Genomic DNA, 21,045 nt, shown 5'->3' with positions numbered 1-21,045 from the left:
GGAACGCTCCGTGACTGAAGAAAAACTGATCGAGTTCAAGTCGATTACGAAGGAGTTCGGCGGCACCCGCGCGCTCTCCGACGTGTCGCTCGATCTGCACAACGGCGAGATCCTGGCACTGCTCGGCGAGAATGGCGCCGGCAAGTCGACGCTGATCAAGACGCTGGCCGGCATCTACCGCCCCGATGGCGGCAGCATCCTGTTTCGCGGCGAGCCCTATCACCACCGCCCGCCGCGGCCGAACCAGCGCCAGTCCGTCGCCTTCATTCACCAGGATCTCGGTCTGATCGAATGGATGACCGTCGGCGAAAATGTCGGTCTCGCCCAGGGATTTTCGCTGCGCTCTGGCCTCATCGACTGGCGCTCCACCGAAAAGCGGGCGCACGAGGCGCTGAAGCTGGTCGGTTGCGATTTCGATCCGACGACCCGCGTTCAGGATCTGACCCGCACCGAGAAATCGCTGGTCGCCATCGCCCGCGCCCTTGCCACCGAGGCCGATGTGCTGGTGCTCGATGAGCCGACCGCCAGCCTACCGGCCGACGAGGTCGACCGCCTGTTCGACGCCATCCGTCCGCTCAAGCAACGCGGCGTCGGCATGATCTATGTCTCGCACCGCCTCGACGAGATTTTCCGCATCGCCGACCGCGTCGCCGTGCTGCGCGATGGCAGGCTGGTCGGGGAGAAGAAGGTCGCCGACACCAGACCCGACGAGCTGGTCGAGATGATCGTCGGCCGTCCGGTCAGCCAGGTTTTCAGCAAGGCTCAGACGCAGGCCGGCCAGACGGTCTGCACTGTCCGTGACCTGGTCTGCGCCGGAGCCGGCCCGGTGTCGTTCGACGTGCGCAAGGGCGAGTTGCTCGGCCTGGTCGGACTGCGTGGCGCCGGGCAGGAGCTGGTCGGCCGGACGCTGTTCGGTTGCCAGGCCTTTTCCGGCTCGGTGACGATCAATGGCGTTACGCCCGATCTGTCGAGCCCGATCGCTGCGATGTCGGCCGGCGTCGGCCTCATCGCACGCGACCGGACGGAGGAATCGATCGCGGCCTCCTTGTCGATCCGCGAAAACAGTTTCCTCAATCCCGGCGCCGGCAAGCGCAGCCTGTTTTCCTTCTTGGCGACGCACAAGGAAGCAGCACTCGCTCAAGCCATCGGTGCCTCGGTTGGTTTGCGCCCCAACGATCCGAACCTGCCGATCGAGGCCCTGTCTGGCGGCAACCAGCAGAAGGTGGTCGTCGGCCGATGGCTCCACACCGGGCGTACATTGCTGATCGCAGAAGATCCGACCGCCGGCGTCGATGTCGGCGCCAAGGCCGAGATCTATCGGCTGATCGGCCGCGCGCTTGAAGCCGGCCTCGCCGTTGTCGTGGTGTCGACCGATTTCGAGGAGATTGCCCATATCTGCCACCGCGCCCTGGTGTTTTCGCGCGGACAGATCGTGCGCGAACTCACCGGCGACAACCTGACCACATCCGCCGTGATTACCGCGGCATCGGCTTCCGAAGCCGCCTGATTTTTCTGGGAGCGAACCCATGCAATCGATCGAATCCAGCGCACTCGAACCGACCCGCGGCGAAATGGCGGGTTTATCGTTGGGGCAGAAGATCACCCGGCTGCTGCCGGTCTACGGGTTGGTGATCCTGACGGCGCTGCTGATCCTTTTGTTTTCGATCCTGCTGCCGAACACCTTTCCGACGCTGCTCAATTTGCGCTCGATCATATCCGACAAGGCGATCATCGCGCTGCTGTCGCTGGCGGCGATGATCCCGATGGCGTCCGGGCGCATCGACCTCACCGTCGGCTACGGCATCGTGCTGTGGCACATCCTCGCCATCAGCCTGCAGACCATGTTCGGCGTTCCGTGGCCGCTGGCGGTGATCATCGTGCTGCTTCTGGGTGCTGCGACCGGCTTCCTCAACGGACTGCTGGTCGAAATCGCCCGTATCGACTCGTTCATCGCCACGCTCGGCACTGGCACAATGCTCTACGCGCTGGCGCTATGGCACACTGGCGGCCGGCAGGTTGTCGGCGTGCTGCCGAACGGGTTCTACGCGCTCAATGGCACGATGGTGTTCGGGCTGCCGATCACCGGCCTCTATGTTTTGGCGATTGCCGTCGCGCTGTGGACCATCCTCGAATATCTGCCGATCGGGCGCTACGTCTATGCTATCGGCGCCAATCCGAAGGCCGCGGCGCTGAACGGCATTCCGGTGCGCCGCTTCGTCATCGGCGCCTTCATCTCATCGGGTTTCCTGACGGCGCTGACAGGCGTGCTGCTTGCCTCCAAGCTGCGCATCGGCCAGGCCAGCGTCGGGTTGGAATATCTGCTGCCGGCCCTGGTCGGTGCCTTTCTCGGGTCGACCACCATCAAGCCGGGACGCGTCAATGTCTGGGGCACGATGACGGGCGTCGTCATCCTGGCGGTCGGCATTTCCGGCATCCAGCAGTTCGGCGGCTCGTTCTTCGTCGAACCGCTGTTCAACGGCGTGACGCTGCTCGTCGCCATCGGCATCGCCGGCTACGCCCAGCGCAAGCGCGGCGCCGCGCTCCGGGCCAGGACCAAGACCGTGGCGCAGTCCTCGAACTGACCAGCCGAACCATCCCGGGTCCATGACATGAGCGACTACGAGATTCTGGACGACCGCTTCCGAAAGCTGACGATCGGGCATGCCAAGCTCGAACGGCTGTGGACCGGCAGCCGCTGGGCGGAGGGGCCGGTCTACGTTCCCTCAGCAAAGCATTTGCTGTGGTCGGATATCCCTGACGACCGGTTGTTGCGCTACGACGAGAGCGACGGCTCGGTCAGTGTCTTCGAAACCCCTTGCAACAACCAGAACGGCCACACGCTTGATGGCGAAGGCCGCGTCGTCGCCTGCGAACATCGTGGCCGGCGCATCTCCCGGCTCGAGCATGACGGGCGCTGGCAGCCGCTTGTCGAAGCCATCAATGGCAAGCGGTTCAATTCGCCGAACGATGTGGTGGTCAAATCCGATGGGACGATCTGGTTCACCGACCCGGTCTACGGCATCGACAGCCACTATGAAGGCATGATTGCTCGGCCGGAGATCGGCGCGTCCCATGTTTACCGATTCGACGAAGTAACCGGCGACGTGGCAGCCGTCATTACCGATCTGGTGCAGCCGAACGGGCTGGCCTTTTCACCCGACGAGAGCATCCTCTTTGTGTCGGATACCGGCGCAAGCCATGTTCAGGGCCTGCCGCGGGCGATCAAGACCTATGATGTCGCCGTGGACGGACGCTCGCTGCGGTCGCACGGCACGCTCGCCGAATGCGAGGCAGGATTTTTCGACGGGTTCCGCGTCGATCGCGATGGCAACATCTGGGCCTCCAGTGCCGATGCGGTTCGCGTCTACGCGCCGGACGGGACGCTGATCGGGCGCATCCTGGTCCCCGAAATCGTCTCCAATTTGTGCTTCGGCGGTCCGAAGCGCAACCGGCTCTACATCACCGCGCAGACGTCGCTTTATTCCATCTATGTCAACGCGCATCCAGCCGGTTTGGGCCCGGTGGCTGGGCATGTCAGTCAGTGACCTGGCGCCCGAAGTCGAGTTCCGGAAGACCAGACTATTTTTTTGAAACCAAGGGAGGTACCAACATGCAACGCAGAACATTTCTAAAATCATCCGTCGCCTTGATGGCCATGACCATCGCTGCTCCGGTCCTGTTCGCCGGCCAGGCACGGGCGGACGCGATGGCCGACGCCATGGCGGTAGTCGAAAAATATGCGCAGAAAGTCACGGCCTGGGACGGCCCGACCACCGGTCCGAAGGCGCAGCCGGGCAAGACGATCGTCGTGCTCGCCGGCGATCTCAAGAATGGCGGCATTCTCGGCGTCACCACCGGCGTCGAGGAAGCGGCCAAGGCGATCGGCTGGCAGGTCAAGGTGATTGACGGCGCCGGTTCGATCGGCGGCCGCACCGCAGCCTTCGGCCAGGCGATGGCGCTGAAGCCGAATGGCATCGTCATCAACGGCTTTGACGCTGTCGAGCAGGCGCCGGCGCTGGAACAGGCTAAGGCCGCCGGCATCCCGCTGGTTTCCTGGCATGCCGGACCGGTGATCGGCCCCGACGAAAAAAGCGGCGTCTTCGCCAACGTCTCGACCGACGCCATGCAGGTCTCGACGGCTGCGGCCGACTGGGCCTATGCCGATGCCAAGGGCAAACCCGGCGTCGTCATCTTCACCGATTCGACCTACGCCATCGCCATCGCCAAGGCCGACAAGATGAAGGCGGAGATCGAGCGGCTGGGCGGCAAGGTGCTCGAATATGTCGACACGCCGATCGCCGAGACTTCGCAGCGCATGCCGCAGCTCACCACCTCGCTCTTGCAGAAATACGGCGATGCCTGGACGCATTCGCTGGCGATCAACGATCTCTATTTCGACTTCATGGGCCCTTCACTTGCCGCGGCCGGCAAAGCCGGCACCGACGCACCGATCAATGTCGCCGCCGGCGACGGTTCGGAATCGGCCTATCAGCGCATTCGCGCCGGCCAGTTCCAGAAGGTGACGGTGGCCGAGCCGCTCAACCTGCAGGGCTGGCAACTGGTCGACGAATTGAACCGCGCCATCGCCGGAGAAAAATGGTCGGGCTATCAGTCGCCACTGCATGTGGTGACGGCCGACAATGTCGAGTTCGACGGCGGCCCGAAGAACGCGTTCGACCCCGGCAACGGCTACCGCGACGGGTACAAGAAAATCTGGGGCAAATAGGCATTCTCCAACGCGGGCGCATCACGCGATGCGCCCGCAAGCCGGCATCCGCGACATTGGTTCGCAAAGGCGGATCTCCAATGTCCAAGCGCAAGAAAATCAGGAACCATCGTCATGATCATTCGCTACGCTCTCTTCGAAGGTGAGATACACGCCGGACGGGAGAGTGAGTTCCGGCATTTCGTGAGGGAGCGGTTGGTGCCGCTGTGGACGCAGTTTCCGGGCGCGGAAGAGGTGCGCGTCCTGGACGGAACGGCGCGGGACGAGGGCGCCCCCGCCTACGCCATGGCGCTCGCCATCAGCTATCCTGACATGGATAGCTGCAACCGCGCCCTCCAGTCCGAGGTGAGGTTCCAGAGCCGCGACGTAACCGGCGAACTGCTGAAGATGTTCACCGGCCGCGTGCATCATCATGTTTTCGAGGCCAATGAATACGCAACCAACTAATCTTTGATCGACGGTCCTGGCGCAAATGTTACGACAGCCTCGTGAGGCCCGCCATTGTCCGCCAAAAGCTGCTGGCGGTGACATCATGCTCGCCCTCGTTGGAGCGGGCAATTCCGACGATGATGGACCGGACGCAGACGGGCTTTTTGAACGACACCTGCGTCCGAGTTCATAGGCTGGCAATCGTGGGTGTGGGCGACCCCTGCCATTGAAGACGCCAAATGCCACCCTGTCTGAGATTTTGAACGAGATCGGGATAGAAGGCGGCGAGGCAGGTGCCGCTCTGATGTCTCACTGACGGGTAGACGATTCCAATCCCCTGTTCGTCTTTTCGGAGGCGCTTTGCCAGAGCCTGTCCCGCCGGATACGCTGTGGCCGGATCTGAATGCAGCACCGCATCGGTATGAGAGTCTGGCCCGCGCAAATCGTGAAACGACCCGACAAAATCAGCAACCAGCTCCGCATAGTCGGTGACATTGTCGAACCGATCGATCGCCTGCAGCTCGCGCGTCAAGTGGAACGAGACCTCGCCCAATGCCGTCTCCGCGTCAAAGGCACAATACCAGGTGCCGCGGTCGTCATCATTGAAGCGGTTGCCGCCCGGCCTCGTATAGGCGAATGCCGCATTGATAAAATTGTGCCCTGGCCGCCCGAATACCAGTTCGCGCGGGTCAAGGTCGGGCAGCCCACCTTCCTGGGCCTGCAGGCGACCGCTGATGGCGCCTTCTAGCTCGGCCAGATCCTCCATGGCGCCGTGGTTTTCTGCCAGAGGAAGCAGGACAGGCTCCTTGAGTCGGCCAGTTGGGATCAGTCTGACGGTGTCACGCTGAGAAATGTCAGCGCGCGGCGGAAGTCTCATTCAAAGTCCGCCACGCAATGCATCGATATGACGGCGGACCTGCAGCAGTTTGGGGATGCCCCCTTCGATCATTATATCGAGAGGACGCCGGCCGCCATAGAGTGGACCCTTGTTGGGCAGCCGTATCCATTCATCAGCCAGCTGTTCCGAGAACAGCAGCCGCAATCCCTTAAAGATACCAACAAGAGCACTGATCCGCGTCAAGGAATCCTGAGACAGGACTCCGTCCCATTCTCCCTTCTTCATCCGAAACCAGGTTCGCTCCGAAACATCACCGATGAGGGAGCAAATTTCTGTGCTTGTAAGCCGCCACAAATCTGCCAGGCGGACGACGCCGGTCACCGCAGCCGGTGTAAGCCGTTGCCGCGAAGCGGCGTCCGCAAGATTGGCCGGCGGCTTTATCGTTCCGAAGTCACGCGCAGCGTGGGCAACAGCCATTCCGAGCTCCTGTGATTTGGCAACTAATATACTGCCAATTGGCAGTTTTTCAAGAGCGAAGAATGATCTTCTGGAAAATCGGTCCTGGATCGGTGACCCCAAACGAAATCGCCCGGATCTTGGTTCGCGATGAAAGTTCGCGACCTCCTCGACGCTTGGCGGCCGCCGGATGGAGGTCGGACGATGCCTCTTGACGAAGTCGATGCTGACTTGCTCGAAGAACCGCTCGGCTGTGACATGTCCCTTGAGCATCTCGGGGTCGGAACAAGAGCAGTTCGAAGTCGTACGCTAAGGTCGAACGGAGCAGGAACGTTATGCGGCACATAGTAGCCGTGCCGGGAGGCGGAGCGACCTGAAGCCTTCCGGGAGATGCTGCTCGCCGTCCCAGGTGTAGATGCCCGTCAGGTTAATATGCTCCCAACTCAGCGGCGAGATATGCTTCAACAGCGTATCTGGGATGTTCCTTCCCGCTCGTTTGAGCTCTGTGACCGCGCGGTCGAGATAAACAGTGTTCCAGTGGACGATCGCGCTGACGACAAGATTGAGGCCCGATGCGCGGAATGCCTGACTTTCGAACGACCGGTCGCGGAGTTCGCCACGCCCATGAAAGAAGACGGCGCGTTTGAGTTTGTGCGCTGCTTCGCCCTTGTTGAGGCCGGCTTGGCAGCGCCGGCGCAGTGTCAGAGCTCGAGTACCATTCGATCATGAAAAGCGATCGCTCGATGCGGCCGAGTTCCCGAAGAGCCTTGGCCAGTTGGCTTTCCTTCGGTGGCTTTCAAAGCACATCGGGGCGCCGTCAACACCACCCTGATCCTCGATCACTGGGATGATCTGCTTCATCCGCGGCGTTGATCACCACCCGTGCCGTTGTGCCCTCGACGATCTTGAAGAAGCTCTCGGCAGTTTAAGTAATATCACATAGTTGCGAGAGACCGTGTGCAAAAATCGCACAGGAAAGTTCTGCTTCTCTTCTTTTTTTCGTCCCACGACGGAGCCGCCGACAGCCCTATTCGGACGCTCTTTTGCCGACGATATTGACCGCTCCATTGCGGACGTTCGCCGTGATATCCATGACCCTTATTGTCCGACGGGCGTCCAATTTGCCTGGGGTTCCTGGAAGCTTTTCGAACTTACTGCGTTGCGCGTCAGCCCGAATTGCGGTTGCTTATGGACAAAGTGGGACACTAGATTCGGTTTTTGGATAGCTTTGAAGGCAGCGACTTCTGACACATGCGCCAGATAGCGCGTCAGCGCGAACTTCCAAGCGTGCTACCTTTTGAACGGCGGCCCCAATGCTGCCGGGCGGTAATGCGCCTCCTTATCCTTTGAGCCTAGCCGTGATTAACGAACCTGCGTTTCAGGCCTCCCAGTTTGGAGCAAAAGGAGGGTCCACGTAACGTAGGTCCTTCGGCAAAGCCGCGATGGTCGCGCGGTCCTGATCGTCGAGGCGAATGTTGAGCGCATCGAGATTGGCTATCTGGCTCGAGGGGTGAGCGGCTTTGGGAATCGCGATGACTCCTTCCTGGTCCAGAAGCCAGGCGATGGCGATCTGGGCGGCGGTGGCGCTGTGCTTTTCACCGATCCTGGCGAGGACGGGATCCTTTGCGGCCCGACCCTGCGCAAGCGGCGCATAGGCGGTCATCGGAATACCCTTGCCACGAAGATAATCCAGCATCGGCGTCTGCGACAGGAACGGATGATATTCCACCTGATGAACGGCGATGGGGGCGCCGATATCCTCAACAGCGCGCCGGATCATGGGCATGTTGAAGTTGCAGACGCCTATGGCGCGGGCCAGCCCTTCTTCCTTCAGTTTGGTGATCGCTTCCAACGTCGCACCCATCTTCATGTTCGCCGACGGCCAATGGACCAGAAAGAGATCGACATGGTCGAGACGAAGCTTGCCGAGGCTGGCATCGAACGATCGGCGCAGGGCGTCGGGGACAAGCTTGTCGTGCCAGACCTTGGTGGTGATGAAGAGATCCGCACGCTTCAAGCCGGAAGTGGCGAGTGCGGTCCCGACGACGGCTTCGTTGTCGTACATGGCTGCCGTATCGATATGTCGGAAACCGAGGGCAAGCCCGCTTTCGACCACGGATCGGGCGGCATCGCCCGGCATCCGGAATGTACCAAGCCCCAGACGGGGGATGGCGACGCCTTGAGTTTCAACCGTTTCCATGATCGTTCCTTTCAATTTGCGAGGGACGCGGCGGCAGAGGCAGAAGCCGTCCGCCGCCCGTTCTCCCGGCGGGCTCAGGCGGTCTCGCTCGCGGCCGCCTGCCGGACCAGCGCTTCGATCACCTGCTCAAGTGACGTCGTGCCCATGGCACGGTTTTCGCCGTCTGCCTTGAAGTCGATCCAGCCTTCGTTGAAGCCGTCGAGCATGCGCATGCGCGGCTGTGGGTTACGCGTACCCTGGGCACGGAACAGGTCCTCCCAGCTTTCCCGAGGGACGATCTCCACCCGCACCGGATGCCCGAGCACCGACGCGAAGGCATTGGCGAGATCGTTGGGCGAGACCCGTGCGGGGCCTTCCAGTTCCACGACCCGCTTGCCGATCCATTGCTCGCGGATCAGATCTGTGGCAAGCCGGCCGATATCCTGCGTCGCCACCATGGCGAAGGTCTTGTCGGCAGGCTGGAGGAAACTGTGCAGCACGCCTTCATCGCGGGCCGGCGCGACGTCCCACGCCGCATTTTCCATGAACCAGCCGGGCCGCAGGAAGGTGACGGGAAGATCGAGCTCGCCGAGGGCTTGTTCCAGCATCGTCCGCTGGCTCAACAGATTGTCCTCTTCCGCGTCGGCGCCGATGGTGGAGAGGCAGACGACTCTTTCCGGGCGGGCAGCAAGGAGAGCGGTCGTCAGCACCTCATTCTGCTTCGCCGCTTCCGGATAGCCGGGCGCCGGGTCGAATTCCGATGGCGGCAGGATGAACACGCCAGTGGCGCCCTTGAAGGCGGCAGCAAGCTGCGCGGCGGCGTCCATCTCGGCAAAGGCGATTTCGCAACCTCGCTTGCGCCAGATTTCCGCCTTGGCGGGGTCGCGCAGCACCGCACGGACCGGTTCTCCGGCATCGATCAGGGCGTTCGCCAGCGCGCCGCCGACCTTGCCAGTAATTCCTGTAATCGCATACATGATATGTCTCCTGGTGTTGAGGTCGGGATTGATCAGGCGAGGCTGTCGTAGAGGCCGCGCTCGAATGTGCCGTAGAGCTTCACGACCTTTTCGTCGTAGAAGGGCAGAAGCTGGGTGAAGATGGCTCCGGTCACCTTCCTGACCGGGTCGAGCCAGAAATAGCAGTTGAGCAGGCCGGCCCAGGAAATGCTGCCTGCCGACCGACCGTTCGGCCCGGGCAGCGTGTTGATGTCGAACGAATATCCCCTCTTGTGGGGCTCGCCGGGAAACTGGTCGAAGCTCTGCGAATAGGCAGGCTGGGCGGTCCTCATGGCATGGACGTCGAGGTCGCCGATCTGGTTGCGCATCATCGACTCGACCGTTTCCGGCTTCAGCACCCGTACGCCTTTATGAGTGCCTCCGTTCAGCAGCATCCGCAGGAAGGCCATGTAGTCGCGCGGCGTACTGAAGCCGCCGCCGCCGCCCATGAAGAATTCCGGCCGCTGGGGCATTTCGAAGGGCGCGGGCGTAAAGCCGCCGTCTTCGCGACGGTTATGGAAGGTGGCGACCCTGGCCTTCTGCTTGCTTCCGATCAGGAAGCCTGAATCGGTCATGCCGAGCGGGGCGAAGATGTTCTCGCGGAAATAGACTTCCAGTGACTGGTCGCTGACCGCTTCCACCAGCTTTCCGACCCAGTCCATGCTGATGCCGTATTGCCAGCGTTCGCCGGGGTCGAATTCGAGCGGTGCCAGGAAGGCGCCGTTCTTGCATGTGGCGATGTCCGGCATGCCGGTGACGTTCTCATATCGGGTTAGAGCATCGCTCCAGATCGAATAGGTATAGCCGGAGGTATGTGTGAGCAGGTGACGCACCTTGATGGCCCGCTTGGCCGGACGCAGGCGCGGCTTGCCGTCGCTGTCGAAACCCTCCAACACCATCGGATTGGCGAGTTGTGGCAGATATTTCGCCGCATCGTCCTCGGGATTGATCCTGCCCTGCTCGATTAGCTGCATGCAGGCCGTGGCGGTGAAAGCCTTCGTCATGGACAGTAGCCAGAATACCGTATCGGTGCGCATCGTTGCTCCGGTGACGGTATTGGCCTTTCCGAAGGTTCCTTCGTAGATCATGCTGTCTGGTCCTGCCGCGGTGGCAACGACGCCGGCGACGGTACCGTCCCGCACCGCCTGATCCATGGCCATGTCGATGGACTTGAAGTTGCCGGACCGCGCTTGCGGGTTGGCCGCCAGTGCGTGGACTGGCGTATTCACGGCGGCCGCGCCCGCCGCCAGCAAAAGGCCGCCGCGCGCCAACAGGCTTCTGCGTGAGATCGCATTCATGGATGAATTCCTTCTCTGCAAGGCCGGAGACTCCCGCGGTCCGGTGTGCCGCTGCGCCGTCCGGGCGCTCAAAAATCATCTATGGGAAGCGATGCGATGATTCACGCGCAATAAAATCAAAGATAAGATGACTCAAAATCATCATGACGGGACGGTTGAGATCACCGGCCTTGCAAAGGAGAGAGGGCATGAGTTTCGACACGCGGTTGTTGACCGGGGTCGGCGTTTTCGGGGCGGTGATGGAAGCGGGCAATTTTGTGCGGGCCGCAGATGTTCTCGGTCTCACGCCATCGGGGGTCAGTCGTGCGGTGGCGAGGCTCGAACAACGCGTCGGTGTCAGGTTGTTCGACCGCAATCCGCGCGAGGTCACGCTGACGGAGGAGGGCGCCCGCTTCCATGCCCGGATAATGCCGCTGCTGGCCGGACTGGAGGAGGCGGCCTCCGAAGCCGCCGGTTCGGCGGCATTCGTCGGCGGACGGCTCAGGGTTTCGATCGATCCCTGGTTCGCGCGAATGGTGCTGGCGCCGAGGATCGGTGAATTCCTGGCACGCTACCCCGCACTGTCCCTCGATCTGACCACCAGCAACTATCGCGAAGAGATGATGAGCGGCGCGGATGTCGCCGTGCGCTTCGGTCCGCCGGACGAATCCTCGCTGATCGCGCGCAAACTGCTGGACGTACCGGTGCTGACCTGTGCCGCCCCAAGCTATCTCGACCGTCACGGCATTCCAGCCACGCCCCACGACCTGATGCACCACGATTGCATCCTATTTCGCGACCCGCAGACCGGGCGGCCGTTTACCTGGGAATTCCGAGGGGATAACGGAGTTATCGAGATCAAGGCGTCGGGGCGGTTGGTCATGGACGATCCCTCCGCTGCCGTCGCGGCCGGTCTCGCTGGGCAAGGCATATTCCAGAGTCTTGCTATCGGCCTCGATGAGTGGCTTGAGAGCGGGGCGCTCACGACGATCCTTGCGGAATGGTCCGACGAGCAGTTTCCGCTTTACACCTATCATCCGTCACGCCACATGCCGCCGGCAAAAGTGCGGGCTTTTCTGGATTTTGTGCAACGGATCGCGGCGGCGTAGCGCGGGGGCATTCTTGCCGCGCACGACCCTGGCTGTCCGCCGGCAAAATGCTTGCCGCCTCGCGTGATGGTGTTGCATATCGGTCATATGAGCCGACAGGGAGCGATCACGCCACGCATCGAGCGGCCGACGCAATCAGCGACTCAGCCGCTGGATATCATCGCCTTGCGGCGGGTGACGCATGCTACAGCTTTGTCGACGGGTACATGGTCGAGAAACTCGGCGACCGCCTTCGCACGCGCGTGGACATTTGCGCCCAGGCGATTGCCTCTGGTTTTGGAGAGGATGTGAGCTTTCCGTAAGACAACGGCGCGTTGTCATTGAAAACCGTTGCGCCGCTGTTGCCTTGCAGCCGAGATCCACCTCGCCAAGGAAGGCGTGGTGTTGTCGCGAGACTCGCGATCCTCGGAAAAGTTCATGCATGGCATCAAGGTGCTGATGGCCAAAAACTACATCGACAACCTTTCTGAGGAAGCCCGGAAAGGGCAGATGGAAAAGGCGGAACAGGGGATCTGGCCGTCCAAGGCGCCGCTCGGCTATCTCAATGTCACGGCCAAGGACGGTAAGAAGGTCATCGAGCCGGACCCGGTGGTAGCGTCGGCCATCACCAAGCTATTCACGCGCTACGCGACCGGCCAGTATTCACTCAAGGCGCTCACGAAGGCGGCGCATTGCGACGGCCTCATCCATCCAAAGAGCGGCAACCCAGTACCGGTCAGTACCGTGCACACGATTTTGCGCAATCGGCTCTATACGGGCCTGTTTCAATGGAATGGCAGGCTGCACCAGGGCAAACACGAGCCTCTGGTATCGATCGACCTCTGGGAGCGGGTCCAGGGCGTCCTGGCAGGCCGGAACGCGACCCCTATCCATTCCTATGGTTATGAGTTCGCCTTCTCGGGTCTCATGACCTGCGCTGAGTGCGGCTGTGCGGTCGTAGCGGAGGTCAAGAAGAAGGGGAAATACATCTACTACCACTGCACGGGACATGCGGACAAAGGCCGGGGCGGCTATGCCGACTGTCGTCGCAAATATGTTCGCGAGGAGGTGCTGGATAAGACCTTTGCGGGCCTCCTGGACCAACTCCATTTCGATGAGGACGTTCTGGAATGGGTACGCGACGCGCTGAAGGCGAGCCATGCAGATGAGCGGCGGGAGCAGGAACAGGCGATCGAGCGGTGTCAGACGCAGTACAAGCGTCTCGAAGACCGCCTCAACGCCATGTACCTGGACAAGCTCGACCGTCGCATCGACAATGCCTTTTACGACCGCATGTCGGCGCAATGGCGCGTCGAACAAGCGCGCATGCTGCGTGAGATAGAGCGCCATGGCGAGGCGCAAGAATCATACACGGACGATGGAATTCAACTGTTTGAGCTAGCCCGCAACGCCAGCCAAATGTTCACTCGTCAGGCCCCAAATGAGAAAAAACGACTGCTGAATCTGGTGCTGTCGAACTGCGAATGGAATCGCGGCGAGATCCGCGCAGTCTTCAGGCAACCGTTTGATTTACTTGCGGAAACGGCCGCGTCTGCGGCAAATGCACAAGCTCGTGGGGATGTGTCGTTGACGAGGCATCCAATTTGGCTGGGGTTCCTGGAAGCTTTCGAACTTTCTGGGTAGCCGACGAGGTCCTTCGGGGTGGCCGTGGCTGGCGCATACGTGCCCTCCGGATCATTTCGCGGGTTCCAGCCCCGCCTGTCAGGCCCGATGGGACCTTCAGCACCGGTTGGGCCTTGGCTGCCCGTGGGGCCGGTGTTGCCCTGCGGACCTGTGTTGCCTGCTGGACCCTGAATGCCCTGAGGACCTTGGATGCCGGCGAGGCCCTGGATGCCTTCCAGGCGCGGCCTACGCAGCACTCATATGCACGGCTGCAATGGCGGATAGGGCGTCAGCTCAGGATGCCGGGAGAGCATTCCTTTTGGCTGCCTCGGCACAGGGGAAACTAGATGTCGCTCCTTTGGTTCAGCCCCAACGTCCCTGTTAGGACGGAGGTCGGGCATCGCTACAATTGCAACAATGTCCAGGGAGCCATCACGGAACTCCTGAAGTGGTCCAAACGCGGCCGTAAGCCGCAGATAGCTGCGGACCTCTGCCTCGACGCGCTGGATCATAAGGTCAGACCCGAGGTCCTCCGAGACGCCTTCCGCGAGGCTGCTGCTGAGCAAGGGGTTCTGCTTCCCACGCTATGGCTCCCGCGTGCTGTGCCGCATAGTGCCGGCCATCTGGTCACCCGCTGTGGAACCCTTTTGGCGACTAAACGTTGGGGGCGCGGGTTCGTCGGGGGCTTCCTCATGGTTTCAACCGAGCATTACGCCTGGTTGCGGCTCCTCAGGTCGAGGGACTTTCGGACACAGCTCCCGAGAGTCCTAGGCCTGGGCGTGGAGCTAACTCTGCCTGATCCTTGGGTGGCCCGGCTAGAGAACCTTGACAAGGCTGAGATCGCCCATGAACTTGCCAGCAAAAGAATGCCACCATCGCCATCCATTGGTTCTTCCACCGGTCCCCATAAGGACCACCCAGGCCGGGGTTCAGCTCCACCTCAACAACGTTGAGGCTGCCTACTCGGAACTGCTGAAGTGGCAACCGCGGACCCCACTGGAACCGTGCGGTGAGCGTTTGCATGGCCGCTCTGATTGATCTAGCGACACCCGAGGAGGTCCGAAAGCTCTTTAGGCTGGCTGCCGAGAAGGAGGGAGTCATCCTACGAGATCGGGATTGAGGAGGTCTCCAGTGTCCCTATTTCCCTAAGCCACCCTAGGCCATGCTGGTTGATCCCAGCACTCCAGACCTTGCCCCGCCGCCTCACGGTGGCGGGCCTTTTCATTTTAGCGGCGGCTTGGAAATGGTCGGCAGATGTTGTTGCAAAGGGGAGAGCGATGAAAAAGATTTACGAGAAGCCGACGTTAGTGAGGCGTGTGAGGCTCGGAACTGTAACAGCCCTCACGGTGATTTCGAAGACGGCTGGCTAAGCATCCAGGAATTAGCCGTCACTCCTTCGGGGGTGACGCCTTTTTGCGTTCGGGAACTGTTTCAGCGCCAGCTAATTGTGTAGCGCGCGCCCGGTTCTTCAGCGGCTGGCTGCTGGCCAACGTTCGGGATGACCTTGGTCGGCCCGCGCTTTTCTGCCGAGGGGCGGGGGCTTCCGGGGTCGCAGGGCGCGCACTCAAACCGAGCGCGGCAACTGGCGATCCTGGGCATAGATGGAGCGTGCCAGCACGTCTAGGCGCTTGAGCGCCTCACTCGGCTGATCTGAAACAACCATGTCCTGATCTCTCGCGGCTTTGACAAAGGCTGCAAACGCGACGGATTGCCGGCAGGTTCCTGCCTGAGCCTCCTCCAGCAAACGCAATGCCTGTCGATAAGAATGCAAGTTCTTGTTCTTCCATTCGCCATTCATTGCCGCTCTGGCTTCGGCCACCGACGAGATGGCCGTCGTCGTTTGGAGGTTCATAAATGCAATCCGCACAGGCAGGAAAGCGCTCAAGGTCAGACCCTCCTCGACGATGATGAGGTTCCCAACTTTTCAGGCTCAAATTGGTTGCAGTAGCCGCTCCTTTTGCTCGCAACCACGAGATAGCGGTTGCCCTATTATCACGACCAGCCAGCAACATTACTCGCTCCCCGTTCATGTTGTTGGGCCGCGAGGCGTTAACTGATACCGCGCCATGATGCTACGTAGCCATTTGACGAGGCTGATCTGTGCTGGTCGGCTGTCCGCTTCTTTGATGGCTGTTTCCAGCGTCAGTGCGACTAAATTGTCGGCCGCCGCCGACTGGGCCCGGTAGGAGCGGCCAAGAGTCTAATCGCGGCGATCAGCCGAGAGTCGGTGGCTTCCGACCAGTCGCGATCGATAGTGTGCTCGAACGACCGAAGGCTCTTGCAGTATTCACACACTTGCCGAGATGGGATCTTCGAGGCAGACCAGTGCCTCGCAAAAGCAATGGCGGTTAGCGCCCATTAGGGTGCTACACCCGGGCATGAGCAAAGACCCGGCGTTCATCGTGTATGGTCCACCTGCGAAGGGTTTCCCCTTCCTGGCCGTCATCCTAAAACCAGATGGCACAGCCAGCGCCCCTTCAATACCGGAGAAGAGGCTTCACTCTTCAACCGGGAGGCAGCGACAGCGCTTGGGCACGGCATCTAGGCGGGCGGCGGCTACGCCTAGGGCTGGATAGCTACACGCGGGTGTAGATGCCAGCTTGGGGAAAGTCCCGTAGATCATTAGCGCCTGAGAGCTACCGCGCCGGCCACGCGACCCAACCGATCAATGAGCCTGTGCTTGACGGTGTGCCTTGTGGGCGCGCGGCGGCGTGGCTGTCTGGGGAGGTGCGCTGAGACTTGCCCGGCTCGTTTATTCGAATGACGCCAGCTCGGCAGCCAAAACGTTAGCTTGGTTTTAGGGCTGGCGTCGCTGCCAGCCATGCTCGGCGGTTCTGCCCCGCGTGCCCCTTAATCGCCGAGCCGCTATTTCGCAGACATGCTAAGTAGCTCGTACATGTCAAACAGGCCCAGTGCAGACCAAGCGCCGGGCCTTTTCTTTTTGGATCTACCGGCCGATCGTGTCTGACTCGCCGGCAAGCCGATCTAGCAGCTTGCGGGATTCCTCGATTACGCGACGCGCTGTCCGATGGTCCAGCGAAGATCATCAATCTGTGCCGCCGCCCTTCGTTGTGCACGCGCGCACTCTCGTTGACGAACATGCCAATTTCCCACGGTTCCATCCTTCAGACCCGTTGGATACTATTTCGAACGTAACTTTTACCACAAGCAGCGGTTCGCTACTAAGGGCCGGCCTTCGCTAAGCCAGGTCTCCGCTGCCTCTCGGCTATTCGCAGCTATGGGCTTCAGCAAGCGGTTGCTGATCCTTCTGCATCTGATGGATGGTGAGAGATCGGTGTCGGAGATGGTCTCTCTAATTGGTGCGTCACGGACCGCCCTTTCACAGCATTTGAGCGGAATGGCCAAACTCGGCATTGTCAAATCCCGCACCCAAGGCAAACGGCGGTTCTATTCCTGTACGTCGGAGCAGGCGAAGATGGTCGTCAGCTTCCTCAGTGACCTCGCTATTTCACGGGCGAGCTTAATCAACACCGTACAAACTCCCGATCGAGGTTGGCGTCAACGCACTGCGAGACCTCCAATCGCCTGATTTGACGCAGGTTTGAAATGACCAGCAGCCCTCTTCGGGCAAGGTGATGAGCCACCGCCCTGGCTTGAGGGCATCGGCTCGGCTATCAAAACACTTTCCGGTTTGCCACACAGGCTAAGACCGGGTCGCCAAACCGGAAGCGGCACCACGACTGCCTTGGAACACAGGAGCAGCAAGGAACATGAAAGAACAAGAAGCGATCATCAGCGCCTTGGGCGTCGCTGCGAGTTTCGATGCCGCGGTGGAGGCCCGCCGGCGCATCGACTTTTTAAGCGGGTACCTGCGTGCAGCCGGCCTCAGTACGTATGTGCTGGGCATAAGCGGCGGGGTGGATTCGCTCGCGGCGGCACTTCTGGCTCAACGAGCCGTAAGCGAACTGCGGGGCGCAGGATACGACGCCAAATTCCTTGCTGTCCGACTGCCGTATGGCACACAGGCCGATGAGAAGGACGCCCAGCGGGCACTCGACACCGTCGGAGCGGACGAAGCGCACAGGCTCGACATCAAACCGGCGGCCGACGCAATGCTCGACTCGATCAGGTCGGCTGGCGTGGAGCTTGGCGATGCTCGTCGGCAGGATTTCCTGCTGGGCAACATAAAGGCCCGTCAGCGGATGATCGCCCAGTTCGCCCTCGCCGCTGCCAGACGAGGACTGGTCATTGGTACCGATCATGCGGCCGAGGCAATGATGGGCTTCTTCACCAAATTTGGCGACGGCGCCGCTGACCTTCTTCCCCTTTCCGGGCTAAACAAACGCCGGGTGTGGGCGCTAGCGGCGCATCTGGGCGCTCCCTCGCAACTCGTCAACAAGGTGCCGACCGCAGATTTGGAGAACCTGGTGCCGCTTCGTCCTGACGAAGATGCATACGGGTCACCTATGATCAGATCGACGACTTCCTCGAAGGTAAGGAAATCGACGAAGCGGCGCGACAACGTATCCTTGATGCGTATTTCAGCACCGCTCACAAGCGCTCGCTTCCGGTGGCCCCCGATCTCTCGCTCCGCTAGCAGCGTTTGTTCCGTGCGACCGTCGGACCGACACCCGGCGCTGGGCGGCATTGGGCGGCCGAGCCGCTTGAACATCAATGCATTTGAAGTTGAAGGGTGAGACCGCACGCTGGGGTGCCGTTCTCTCGTTCACAATTTTCGGTAATCGGCCTCAACAAGAATTGGGAAATTGACGGAACGCGCGATGTAGCAAACCTCATGAATTCGATGATGGATGGCTTCAGCCTTGTGAAGATCGATGCCGCTTTCGACCTCAATCCTGGGCCGCAATGTGATGCCCACAAAACGCCCGGCTCCGTTTGGCTCGCTCTCTCCATGGCCCACCGGTTCATCAGTATATGAGTGGACGACAATTCCCGCGTCGCTCCCCAGATGCAGGTACCAAAGCATGTGGCAGGCCGAAACTGATGCGAGGAGGAGATCTTCGGGGTTGGGTAGCGCCGGATTGCCCCCAAGCAGCGGGTCGTTGGAGCACTTTATCACAGGCTTTCCAATCGTGGTTATATCCCATGTCCGGTCGTAGCCCCGATACGTTCTGGTGCCCTCGCCGCGATTGCCGGTCCATCCTATGCGGCAGGTGTAGTCGTGGAATTTAGGCATTGCTATATCTCTTCTGTGTTTGGATTTTCTCTATCGGCCCTCCGGCGCCACGTCGCGCAGGCGCCTCGCCAGCTCTGCGACCTGGTCTGCTGTCCACTCCGAGTGTGTTCGTCGGCAGCTCGCTGGATTGTGCTCAAGCCCGAGACAGGAGCCTGCGCGCCACTCACGACCGGGCCGGATCGGCCTTGCTGAAAAATTTCCGCCGCAAGTCGGGCAGACGTCGTGCAGGACCGTCGAAACGCACTCTGCACAATAGGTGCACTCGTAGCTGCAGATTCGGGCCTCCGAACTGCCCGGGGGCAGATCGCGGTCACACCATTCGCAATTGGGCCTGAGCTCGAGCATGGATCATACCTCCTTTCCTCGCCGTCTGGATTGCACAAGGTTCTCGTGGCATAAATGCCATTATGACCTCGAATTCTGCCAATGCGCACCGCGAAAGACTGATCGCCTTTCTGCTGTTCGAGCGCACGAAGCTTCTCGATGTCACCGGCCCGCTGCAGGTCTTCAATGACGCCAAGCGAGCAAGCGGAGAACCTGCATTTCGTACCATTCTTGTCTCGCAACGAGGCGGGCCGATCGAGACGGATGCTGGCGTTGCTCTCCACACCGTCAGTTTCGATCATTGCAGTAAGTTCACAATCGACACACTGCTGATTTCAGGCGGGGGAACGGCCTTAGAGGCTGCAAGATCCAGTTCTCTTCGGGGTTGGTTGATCAAACAAGCAAACGACGTGCGTCGGCTTGGCTCCATTTGTCTGGGAGCGTTCATTCTGGCCGAGTGCGGTCTGTTGGATGGCCGACGCGCCACGACCCATTGGGAGCGTTGCGCGGAACTTGCAGAGCGATTTCCTGCGATCGACGTCAGGCCGGATCCCATTTTTGTACGATGCGGGGCCGTATGGACGTCGGCAGGGGTGAGCGCCGGCATCGACATGGCCCTGGCAATGGTTGAGGAAGACCTCGGGCACACGACAGCCTTGGCAATCGCACGGGAGTTGGTCCTGTACCTGAAACGCCCCGGCGGACAATCCCAATTCAGCACTGCGCTTCGTCAACAAATCAGAGACCGCGTCGGCCGCTTCGAGCGTCTGCATGCTTGGATTAGGGAAAATCCTGGCGCCGATCTGTCCGTCCCGGCACTTTCATCCTTCATGGCCATGAGCCCGCGGAACTTCGCCCGGGTCTATTCAAAGGAGAATGGACAGACCCCAGGACGAGCCGTCGAGGCTCTGCGGGTTGAGACGGCACGAGACCTTCTGGAGACCAGCCGCCAATCTGTCCAGCAGATCGCCCATGCGGTTGGGTTCGGCGATCCTGAGACATTCCGGCGGGCTTTTGTAAAATCGCTCGGGGTTGCTCCAAGCGACTACAGGAGCCGATTTGGCAGACCCCTCTTAATTGAGAGTGGAACCGACCAAGTTGGTTAGCCCTCCCACAATGTCACGGCACCTGCGCTATTTGGCCGGTCGCATGCGCTTGGCGGCACCTCCGATTGCGTTGCGAAAGGCAGCATCGAAATTTACGCCGGCTATCTCCCACCTTTTATCTTCTGTACCAAGTGGCAGGCGCCAAGCCGCATGCCAGCCCGGCTCTTTGGTTTCCCAATCGAGGTGGCCGACCAAGATCTCGTCAGCTCCCAACCTGGATTTCAGTCTGGCCATGCTCTCATCAGGTATTGCATCGACGTTTTCCAGCACGAGCGCCGATACATCGGCCTCTTTCGCAAATATGATCGGTATCGCGAAGCGGGCCGAAGCATCTTCAAAGCTTGCGCGCAGGTCCGATCCGTGGACGCCATCGGCGGCGAGTACATACCTGCGTGCCATATCGGTAACCTCGACGACGAGCGCCAGCTTTGGGCGCGCCCCCAACCACGGCCTCTCGCCCAGCAGCGCCATCGCATGGTCCATTCGCTTCCGGTCGAACTGGAACGTGAGATCGAAAGGGCGATCGCGTGTGCCCTGCTCGTCGTGAATTGGCCTGCCGAACATGCGGTCATGATAGGTGTAGGACCAAACCATGGCAGGCGCCCCGGTCGCCAGCGAAGCGAAGGTTGGATTGTGCACGACGTCGGGATTTCCGGTCAGCTTTTGCGCTGCCAGTGCGAAACCCTCCGGGATGGCAGGGACGCGCGTTTCCTCACGATCTCCGGTGACGATCACGCTTGAGCGATAAAGGACATCGTCGTTTGCGTGGGCAGTGATTGCAAACGCAAACCAGGACAAGACCGTCAACAGAGGCTTCTTCATTTGACCCTTCTGCCCTCTTGAGTA

Annotated in this window: 18 protein-coding genes and 4 pseudogenes; 12 read left to right on the top strand and 10 right to left on the bottom strand. The window is 60.8% G+C overall.

Going from position 1 to position 21,045, the window contains the following annotated elements; all coding sequences use genetic code 11:
• Positions 1–10 precede the first annotated feature (10 nt).
• The 5 genes from ACVWWD_RS29800 (at position 11) to ACVWWD_RS29780 (ending at position 5,173) form a co-directional block, all read left to right on the top strand.
• On the top strand, positions 11–1,507 hold the full coding sequence (locus ACVWWD_RS29800) for a sugar ABC transporter ATP-binding protein (RefSeq protein WP_023774722.1): 1,497 nt from the start codon (positions 11–13) through the stop codon (positions 1,505–1,507).
• Between the two features lie 19 nt (positions 1,508–1,526).
• A complete protein-coding gene (locus ACVWWD_RS29795; protein WP_023774721.1) occupies positions 1,527–2,582 on the top strand; it encodes an ABC transporter permease in 1,056 nt (351 codons plus the stop codon).
• A 27-nt stretch (positions 2,583–2,609) separates the two neighbouring features.
• Positions 2,610–3,545, top strand: coding sequence for an SMP-30/gluconolactonase/LRE family protein (locus ACVWWD_RS29790; RefSeq protein ID WP_023774720.1), 936 nt, complete (start codon positions 2,610–2,612; stop codon positions 3,543–3,545).
• Positions 3,546–3,610: 65 nt separating this feature from the next.
• Positions 3,611–4,726: an ABC transporter substrate-binding protein gene (locus ACVWWD_RS29785; protein WP_031248450.1), complete on the top strand. Its 1,116-nt coding sequence runs from the start codon at positions 3,611–3,613 to the stop codon at positions 4,724–4,726.
• Positions 4,727–4,840: 114 nt separating this feature from the next.
• Positions 4,841–5,173, top strand: coding sequence for a hypothetical protein (locus ACVWWD_RS29780; protein WP_023774718.1), 333 nt, complete (start codon positions 4,841–4,843; stop codon positions 5,171–5,173).
• A 169-nt stretch (positions 5,174–5,342) separates the two neighbouring features.
• Here ACVWWD_RS29780 and ACVWWD_RS29775 read toward each other — a convergent pair whose 3' ends face one another.
• The 3 genes and pseudogenes from ACVWWD_RS29775 to ACVWWD_RS29765 all read right to left on the bottom strand — a co-directional run.
• Positions 5,343–5,921, bottom strand: coding sequence for an RES family NAD+ phosphorylase (locus ACVWWD_RS29775; RefSeq protein ID WP_352732596.1), 579 nt, complete (start codon positions 5,919–5,921; stop codon positions 5,343–5,345).
• 111 nt (positions 5,922–6,032) lie between these two features.
• On the bottom strand, positions 6,033–6,722 hold the full coding sequence (locus ACVWWD_RS29770; protein ID WP_352596601.1) for an MbcA/ParS/Xre antitoxin family protein: 690 nt from the start codon (positions 6,720–6,722) through the stop codon (positions 6,033–6,035).
• Positions 6,723–6,782: 60 nt separating this feature from the next.
• A pseudogene (locus tag ACVWWD_RS29765) lies at positions 6,783–7,239 on the bottom strand (Tn3 family transposase); the annotation flags it as partial.
• 3 nt (positions 7,240–7,242) lie between these two features.
• On the opposite strand from ACVWWD_RS29765, the pseudogene ACVWWD_RS29760 reads away from it, so the two are divergent.
• A pseudogene (locus ACVWWD_RS29760) lies at positions 7,243–7,372 on the top strand (Tn3 family transposase); the annotation flags it as partial.
• Positions 7,373–7,827: 455 nt separating this feature from the next.
• Here ACVWWD_RS29760 and ACVWWD_RS29755 read toward each other — a convergent pair.
• The 3 genes from ACVWWD_RS29755 to ACVWWD_RS29745 all read right to left on the bottom strand — a co-directional run bounded on the left by ACVWWD_RS29755 (position 7,828) and on the right by ACVWWD_RS29745 (position 10,921).
• A complete protein-coding gene (locus ACVWWD_RS29755) occupies positions 7,828–8,649 on the bottom strand; it encodes an aldo/keto reductase (protein ID WP_457103681.1) in 822 nt (273 codons plus the stop codon).
• Between the two features lie 74 nt (positions 8,650–8,723).
• Positions 8,724–9,605: an NmrA family NAD(P)-binding protein gene (locus tag ACVWWD_RS29750; protein ID WP_023774712.1), complete on the bottom strand. Its 882-nt coding sequence runs from the start codon at positions 9,603–9,605 to the stop codon at positions 8,724–8,726.
• Between the two features lie 32 nt (positions 9,606–9,637).
• Complete coding sequence (locus ACVWWD_RS29745) at positions 9,638–10,921, bottom strand: serine hydrolase domain-containing protein (RefSeq protein WP_457103680.1); 1,284 nt, start codon at positions 10,919–10,921, stop codon at positions 9,638–9,640.
• 188 nt (positions 10,922–11,109) lie between these two features.
• Here ACVWWD_RS29745 and ACVWWD_RS29740 point away from each other — a divergent pair, with 188 nt between their 5' ends.
• The 3 genes from ACVWWD_RS29740 (at position 11,110) to ACVWWD_RS29730 (ending at position 14,564) form a co-directional block, all read left to right on the top strand.
• Positions 11,110–12,009, top strand: coding sequence for a LysR family transcriptional regulator (locus ACVWWD_RS29740; RefSeq protein ID WP_023774710.1), 900 nt, complete (start codon positions 11,110–11,112; stop codon positions 12,007–12,009).
• A gap of 417 nt (positions 12,010–12,426) precedes the next feature.
• Entirely contained in the window at positions 12,427–13,632 is a 1,206-nt protein-coding gene (locus tag ACVWWD_RS29735; RefSeq protein WP_352732592.1) for a recombinase family protein, read from the top strand.
• A 326-nt stretch (positions 13,633–13,958) separates the two neighbouring features.
• The gene (locus ACVWWD_RS29730; protein WP_023774707.1) at positions 13,959–14,564 is read left to right on the top strand and encodes a DUF982 domain-containing protein; all 606 of its coding nucleotides are present in this window, start codon (positions 13,959–13,961) and stop codon (positions 14,562–14,564) included.
• Positions 14,565–15,175: 611 nt separating this feature from the next.
• Here ACVWWD_RS29730 and ACVWWD_RS29725 read toward each other — a convergent pair.
• Entirely contained in the window at positions 15,176–15,496 is a 321-nt protein-coding gene (locus ACVWWD_RS29725; RefSeq protein ID WP_352565423.1) for a DUF982 domain-containing protein, read from the bottom strand.
• A gap of 1,347 nt (positions 15,497–16,843) precedes the next feature.
• On the opposite strand from ACVWWD_RS29725, the pseudogene ACVWWD_RS29720 reads away from it, so the two are divergent.
• A pseudogene (locus tag ACVWWD_RS29720) lies at positions 16,844–17,161 on the top strand (ArsR/SmtB family transcription factor); the annotation flags it as partial.
• Positions 17,162–17,342: 181 nt separating this feature from the next.
• Positions 17,343–18,169: pseudogene (gene nadE, locus ACVWWD_RS29715) on the top strand (ammonia-dependent NAD(+) synthetase).
• Between the two features lie 129 nt (positions 18,170–18,298).
• Here nadE and ACVWWD_RS29710 read toward each other — a convergent pair.
• The gene (locus ACVWWD_RS29710; protein ID WP_084569648.1) at positions 18,299–18,769 is read right to left on the bottom strand and encodes an OsmC family protein; all 471 of its coding nucleotides are present in this window, start codon (positions 18,767–18,769) and stop codon (positions 18,299–18,301) included.
• A 30-nt stretch (positions 18,770–18,799) separates the two neighbouring features.
• Complete coding sequence (locus ACVWWD_RS29705) at positions 18,800–19,114, bottom strand: DUF1272 domain-containing protein (protein ID WP_084569647.1); 315 nt, start codon at positions 19,112–19,114, stop codon at positions 18,800–18,802.
• Between the two features lie 62 nt (positions 19,115–19,176).
• On the opposite strand from ACVWWD_RS29705, the gene ACVWWD_RS29700 reads away from it, so the two are divergent.
• On the top strand, positions 19,177–20,199 hold the full coding sequence (locus ACVWWD_RS29700; RefSeq protein WP_023774700.1) for a GlxA family transcriptional regulator: 1,023 nt from the start codon (positions 19,177–19,179) through the stop codon (positions 20,197–20,199).
• A 27-nt stretch (positions 20,200–20,226) separates the two neighbouring features.
• Here the strand turns inward: ACVWWD_RS29700 and ACVWWD_RS29695 are convergent, their stop codons facing one another.
• Positions 20,227–21,021: a DUF2066 domain-containing protein gene (locus tag ACVWWD_RS29695; protein ID WP_352732586.1), complete on the bottom strand. Its 795-nt coding sequence runs from the start codon at positions 21,019–21,021 to the stop codon at positions 20,227–20,229.
• Positions 21,022–21,045: the final 24 nt, after the last annotated feature.

The sequence above is a fragment of the Mesorhizobium sp. URHB0026 genome, assembly GCF_054059755.1.
The sequence above is the reverse complement of the archived record's forward strand: the minus strand, read 5'-3'. Positions and strand labels throughout refer to the sequence as shown.

Excerpts from the sequence above, each read along its gene's own strand:
- ACVWWD_RS29795 (WP_023774721.1), top strand. The coding sequence starts at position 1,527 with ATGCAATCGATCGAATCCAGCGCACTCGAACCGACCCGCGGCGAAATG.
- ACVWWD_RS29790 (WP_023774720.1), top strand. The coding sequence starts at position 2,610 with ATGAGCGACTACGAGATTCTGGACGACCGCTTCCGAAAGCTGACGATC.
- ACVWWD_RS29785 (WP_031248450.1), top strand. The coding sequence starts at position 3,611 with ATGCAACGCAGAACATTTCTAAAATCATCCGTCGCCTTGATGGCCATG.
- ACVWWD_RS29780 (WP_023774718.1), top strand. The coding sequence starts at position 4,841 with ATGATCATTCGCTACGCTCTCTTCGAAGGTGAGATACACGCCGGACGG.
- ACVWWD_RS29775 (WP_352732596.1), bottom strand. The coding sequence starts at position 5,921 with ATGGAGGATCTGGCCGAGCTAGAAGGCGCCATCAGCGGTCGCCTGCAG.
- ACVWWD_RS29770 (WP_352596601.1), bottom strand. The coding sequence starts at position 6,722 with ATGCTCAAGGGACATGTCACAGCCGAGCGGTTCTTCGAGCAAGTCAGC.
- ACVWWD_RS29755 (WP_457103681.1), bottom strand. The coding sequence starts at position 8,649 with ATGGAAACGGTTGAAACTCAAGGCGTCGCCATCCCCCGTCTGGGGCTT.
- ACVWWD_RS29750 (WP_023774712.1), bottom strand. The coding sequence starts at position 9,605 with ATGTATGCGATTACAGGAATTACTGGCAAGGTCGGCGGCGCGCTGGCG.
- ACVWWD_RS29745 (WP_457103680.1), bottom strand. The coding sequence starts at position 10,921 with ATGAATGCGATCTCACGCAGAAGCCTGTTGGCGCGCGGCGGCCTTTTG.
- ACVWWD_RS29740 (WP_023774710.1), top strand. The coding sequence starts at position 11,110 with ATGAGTTTCGACACGCGGTTGTTGACCGGGGTCGGCGTTTTCGGGGCG.
- ACVWWD_RS29735 (WP_352732592.1), top strand. The coding sequence starts at position 12,427 with ATGCATGGCATCAAGGTGCTGATGGCCAAAAACTACATCGACAACCTT.
- ACVWWD_RS29730 (WP_023774707.1), top strand. The coding sequence starts at position 13,959 with ATGTCGCTCCTTTGGTTCAGCCCCAACGTCCCTGTTAGGACGGAGGTC.
- ACVWWD_RS29710 (WP_084569648.1), bottom strand. The coding sequence starts at position 18,769 with ATGCCTAAATTCCACGACTACACCTGCCGCATAGGATGGACCGGCAAT.
- ACVWWD_RS29705 (WP_084569647.1), bottom strand. The coding sequence starts at position 19,114 with ATGCTCGAGCTCAGGCCCAATTGCGAATGGTGTGACCGCGATCTGCCC.
- ACVWWD_RS29700 (WP_023774700.1), top strand. The coding sequence starts at position 19,177 with ATGACCTCGAATTCTGCCAATGCGCACCGCGAAAGACTGATCGCCTTT.
- ACVWWD_RS29695 (WP_352732586.1), bottom strand. The coding sequence starts at position 21,021 with ATGAAGAAGCCTCTGTTGACGGTCTTGTCCTGGTTTGCGTTTGCAATC.